5 protein-coding genes and 1 pseudogene are annotated in these 4,504 nt (G+C 67.8%); 4 read left to right on the top strand and 2 right to left on the bottom strand.

Annotated elements, in window-relative coordinates; all coding sequences use genetic code 11:
• Positions 1-374: 374 nt before the first annotated feature.
• On the bottom strand, positions 375-797 hold the full coding sequence (locus JF597_RS51500; protein ID WP_294013531.1) for a VOC family protein: 423 nt from the start codon (positions 795-797) through the stop codon (positions 375-377).
• A gap of 157 nt (positions 798-954) precedes the next feature.
• On the opposite strand from JF597_RS51500, the gene JF597_RS51505 reads away from it, so the two are divergent.
• Positions 955-1,953 carry a YafY family protein gene (locus tag JF597_RS51505; protein ID WP_294013533.1) on the top strand — a complete coding sequence of 333 codons (999 nt, stop codon included), beginning with the start codon at positions 955-957 and terminating at the stop codon, positions 1,951-1,953.
• A gap of 177 nt (positions 1,954-2,130) precedes the next feature.
• Positions 2,131-2,427: a hypothetical protein gene (locus JF597_RS51510; protein ID WP_294013536.1), complete on the top strand. Its 297-nt coding sequence runs from the start codon at positions 2,131-2,133 to the stop codon at positions 2,425-2,427.
• Positions 2,428-2,643: 216 nt separating this feature from the next.
• On the opposite strand, the gene JF597_RS51515 is transcribed toward JF597_RS51510, so the two are convergent.
• Positions 2,644-2,832: a hypothetical protein gene (locus JF597_RS51515; protein ID WP_294013539.1), complete on the bottom strand. Its 189-nt coding sequence runs from the start codon at positions 2,830-2,832 to the stop codon at positions 2,644-2,646.
• 472 nt (positions 2,833-3,304) lie between these two features.
• Here JF597_RS51515 and JF597_RS51520 point away from each other — a divergent pair, with 472 nt between their 5' ends.
• Both JF597_RS51520 and JF597_RS51525 read left to right on the top strand, forming a co-directional pair.
• Positions 3,305-4,186 carry an alpha/beta hydrolase gene (locus tag JF597_RS51520; protein WP_294013542.1) on the top strand — a complete coding sequence of 294 codons (882 nt, stop codon included), beginning with the start codon at positions 3,305-3,307 and terminating at the stop codon, positions 4,184-4,186.
• An 83-nt stretch (positions 4,187-4,269) separates the two neighbouring features.
• Positions 4,270-4,504: pseudogene (locus JF597_RS51525) on the top strand (transposase); the annotation flags it as partial.

The raw sequence follows: 4,504 nt of genomic DNA on the forward strand, positions 1-4,504 counted from the left end.
TGAGCAGGTGCTGGCGGGCAAGGGTGGCGCGGTTGAGGGCGCGGCTGTCGAGGACGGTCATGGCGTTCTCAGGCTGCGGCCCGCTCGTGGGGCGGGCGTCGGCGCCGGCCGGTGCGGGTGAGGGAGAGGGGTGTGTGGGAGACGTCCAGAGGGCTGATGTCGGTGCCGGGCGGGAGGATTGCGTCGATCTTGTCGCCAGAACACCCTGGTGCCCAGGCAGTAGGCACTGACTTCGATGCCGGTCCGTCCCAGCTTCCGCATTCTCACGGTGCCCGTTTCCTTCCGCTGCCGTACGTGTTCGGTGCCCGCGCCGCCCGGCCGCCCGTGGCTGTGGCGGCCCGGGCTGCGCAGGCATGTCAGGTCGTTCGGTTGGTTCAGCCGTTGTACGGGGCGGTGACGTCCAGGACCCAGGTGACGCCGAAGCGGTCGGTGAGCATGCCGTACAGCGGTGCCCACTGCGCGGGCTCCAGCGGACGCACGATGGTCGAGCCCTCGGCGAGCTTGCCCCACAGGGCGCTGATCTCCTCGGTGTCGTCACCGCGTACGGAGACGAAGAACGGGTTCTCGCCCTGGTTCCAGGGCAGTTGCGACGGCACGTCGTAGGCCATGACGTGGAAGCCGTTGTCGCCGGCCACCTCGCCCCACATCACCCAGTCCGCCTCGCTCTCGTTCTGCACGGCGCCCGCGTCCTTGTAGGTGACCGCGACAGTACGTCCGCCGAAGACGGACTGGTAGTAGTCCAGCGCCTCACGTGCGGCGCCCCGAAAGTTCAGGTGAGTGGTGGTCGTGACGGACATGACCTGCTCCTTGCCTCGATGTGACAGATACGCCGCCGACTGTCCAAGTCCGAGTGGCGGCTGCCGACCAGGGGCGATGCCTCCCGAACGGCTCGTACGCCAGCATGGCGGAGGTAGAGGACAGGTTGTGTCCTGTACTACGGGAAGAATGGATCCCATGCAGAAGACATCCTCCCGGCTGCTCGCGCTGCTCTCGCTGCTTCAGACGCACCGTGACTGGTCCGGCGATGATCTCGCTCAGCGTCTCGACATCACCTCGCGCACGGTGCGGCGTGACATCGACCGCCTGCGCGAACTCGGCTACCCGATCACGACCTTCAAGGGACCGGCCGGCGGCTACCGCCTGGAGGCCGGCACTCACCTGCCGCCCATGCTGTTCGACGACGACCAGGCCGTCGCCCTGGTCGTCGCACTGCAGACCGCGGCCACCGGCACCACCGTCGCCGAAGACGCCACCCGCGCCCTGGCCACCCTCCGCCAGGTCATGCCACCCCGCCTACGCCACCGCATCGACCTGCTGCGCATCACCGCCGTCCCACCGCCCGCGGCCCCCGACACTCCTCGGGTCGACACCCAGGTCCTGGTGGACCTGAGCCGCGCCATCCACGCCCGCGAGGAACTTCGCTTCGACTACGCCCCGGGTCCAAGCACCTCGGCCGATGACGTCCGCCGCGTACAACCCCACCACCTGGTCACCTGGCGTCATCGCTGGTACCTCGTGGCCTGGGACCTCCACCGCGAGGACTGGCGTACCTTCCGCGTCGACCGCATCCGGCCCCGCACACCCACCGGCCCCCGCTTCACCCCTCGTGACCTCCCCGGCGGCACCGTCTCCACCTTCATCACCAGCAGGTTCCGCGGCAACGACGGCACCACCACCGACTGGCCCTGCCAAGGCGAAGTCATCCTCCGCCTCCCGGCCGCCGATGTCGCGCCCTTCACCCAGGACGGAATCGTTGAGGAACTCGACTCCCGTCATTGCCGACTTATCCTCGGCTCCTGGTCATGGACCGGACTCGCCGCCGCCATCGGCCGCTTCGACACCGATATCGAAGTCATCGGCCCACCCCAACTGGCCACCGCATTCGGGGACCTCGCCGCCCGCTACGCCCACGCCGCCCGCACCACAAGACCAGAGACCGGCCCGGCGCGGTGAGAACAGAACTCACCACGCCGCTCAAGCCCTCCGAACCTCCGGGGCCGACCCAACGCTCAGTTACACGCGATCCGAGAGCAGGGAACGGGAGAACATCCGGGAGTCGACGCTGGAAGGGCTGGAGACCGCGGCCCGCAAGGGCAAATACGGCGGCCGGCCCCGGTCATCACTGACGACATGCTGCACACCGTGCTGCGGCGCAAGGCGCTCGGCGAGTCCGTCGAGCAGATCCGGCCTGCCCTGATCATCCCTACCGGCAAGCGCAAGAGACAGAGCCCGACCGTCGCCAGCATCTACCGGACGCTCGCCGAGCACATGCCATGTCCAGATCATTGGCCGTTCGGCCATCGCCCGATCCCTGCTGCTGACCAAGCCTTTGCGCACGGGCTGCATCTTCGGTGGATTCGCGACGCCCGGCAGGTTGTGGCAGAGGTTGGCCAGGAACCTGATGCGCTCGAGGCGGGCCGTGGGTGAGACCTCTCGTGTTACAGGGTTGGAACCGGCCAGCATCCGGATCTCAATGAACGCCTGGGCCGAGAGCAGCGCGGCCAACCGGCGGTCGTCTATTTCGGTGGGTTTCCGCCCCGGCCTCAGAGAGCTGCGTGCCGTTCGGGTCCCACGACAGCGGTTGTCGAAGGAGCCGGGTGTATTTCCGGAGTCGCATGCGCGCGGGTTGCCACTCCCAGCTGGTCAGCGCTTCAGAGCTCTGTAGCGTCTGAGCAGTTCGGTGATTTTCTCAGGGGCGGCGTTGCCATTCAGTTCGGTGAGCAGGTCATCGGGGCACAGCTCGTAAAGATCGCCCCACCACCGGCGAACTTTGTTGTCCCAGATTCGATAGCCGCCGGGAACGCCTTTGGCCACGTACCGCCGCCTACTCACGATCGGCCTTCGGGTATCCGGCCGCGCCGTCCTCGACGCCGCTGTCGGCGATGGCGCGGCAGGCCCCGCGGATGGCTGTCAGAAAGGTTCCGCCGCGCTCGTAAGCCGTATCTTCGACACCCCCGGTAAGCCAGCCGTTCGCAGGGGGTGGTGAAGTAACTACTGACCTTGAATGAGTGATGTCGCAGTGGGCTGACATCGGTTGTGTCCGGCGGTACGCCTTCCTCATGAGGTATCCGCAAGGTGGTGGGTTGACGGCTGAGCGCCGGACGTTCCGGGAGCAGATCCGGCTGGAGACGGCCGAGCGGTTCGCCGCCGGCGAGGACAACGCTGTGCCGTCCGGGCGATCAAGTCCATCTGAGACGGCGGAACGTGCGCAACTTGCGTTACCCATGAAGACCGAGCACGGCCGCATCCGCGCCGGTCAGGTTCAGCGACACCCAGGCCTTTCCATGGGCGTAACGTGATGGTGGTGTTCGCTGGATTCGACGAATTCGACCTCGCGACTTCGCAGACGACGATCCATGGTGTGCGGGGTGGAGCCGGTCCCCCGGTCCTGCTGCTGCACGGCATCCCGGAGACCCACCTGATGTGGCACCGCATCGCGCCCGCGCTGGCCGAAAGGTTCACCGTCGTCGCGACCGACCTGCGGGGCTACGGCGCCAGCGGCAAACCGCCCAGCGCCCCCGACCACGAGCCGTACCGGATGCGGGTCATGGCGATCGACCAAGTCGAGGTGATGGCCGCACTCGGCTTCGAGCGGTTCGCCGTGGTCGGTCACGACCGAGGTGCCCGCTGCGCCTACCGGATGGCGCTCGATCATCCGGCAGTCGTCCATCGGCTGGCCGTTCTCGACATTGTGCCGACTGGTGAGGCGTATGCCCGTGCGGATCGGAACTTCAGCCTGGGCTACTGGGTCTGGTCGTTCCTCGCGGCGGCGGCGCCGGTGCCGGAGACGCTTATCGGGGCAGCTCCCCGCGTGCTGGTGGAGCACATGCTCGACTCCTGGTCGGACCGATCGGACGCGTTCCCGGCGCACCTGCGCCAGGCGTATATCGCGCCGTTCACCGATCCCGCCACTGTCCACGCGATCTGTGAGGAGTACCGCGCGGCAGCCACGCTCGACGTCGCCGATGACGAGGCCGACCGGCGCGCCTACCGCACCATCAGCTGTCCCACGCTGGTGTTGTGGAGCGCCACCGGAGCGGTAGCGCAGTGGTACGACGACCCGATCGGCATCTGGCGGGCGTGGGCCGACGACGTACGCGGCGCCGCGATAGCGGCCGGGCACTTCCTCCCCGAGGAGGCACCGGCAGACACCCTGGGCCACCTCCTGCCGTTCCTGGACTACTGACCTTGAATGAGTGATGTCGCAGTGGACCGCCGACGGCGAGCCGGCGTCGCTGTCCAAAGGCCCGGCGACGTTGCCGCAGATCCGTGCTCGTCTGGGACAATCTCAAGACCCACCTGAGTGCCGGCATGAAGACGTTCATCGCCGAGCACGACTGGCTGACCGTCTACCAGCTGCCCGCCTACGCTCCGGACCTGAACCCCGTCGAGGGCATCTGGTCCCTGATCCGTCGCGGCCCGCCGGCCAACGCCGCGTTCACCGGCCCCGAACACCTCATCGCCACAGTTCGCCGAGGACTGCGCGAGATCCAGTACCGCGGCT

It is taken from the genome of Streptomyces sp., from assembly GCF_019510245.1.
Taxonomy (GTDB): domain Bacteria; phylum Actinomycetota; class Actinomycetes; order Streptomycetales; family Streptomycetaceae; genus Streptomyces.

Bases quoted from the DNA above. Each gene is read 5' to 3' on its own strand.
- JF597_RS51500 (WP_294013531.1), bottom strand. From the start codon at position 797: ATGTCCGTCACGACCACCACTCACCTGAACTTTCGGGGCGCCGCACGT.
- JF597_RS51505 (WP_294013533.1), top strand. From the start codon at position 955: ATGCAGAAGACATCCTCCCGGCTGCTCGCGCTGCTCTCGCTGCTTCAG.
- JF597_RS51510 (WP_294013536.1), top strand. From the start codon at position 2,131: ATGCTGCACACCGTGCTGCGGCGCAAGGCGCTCGGCGAGTCCGTCGAG.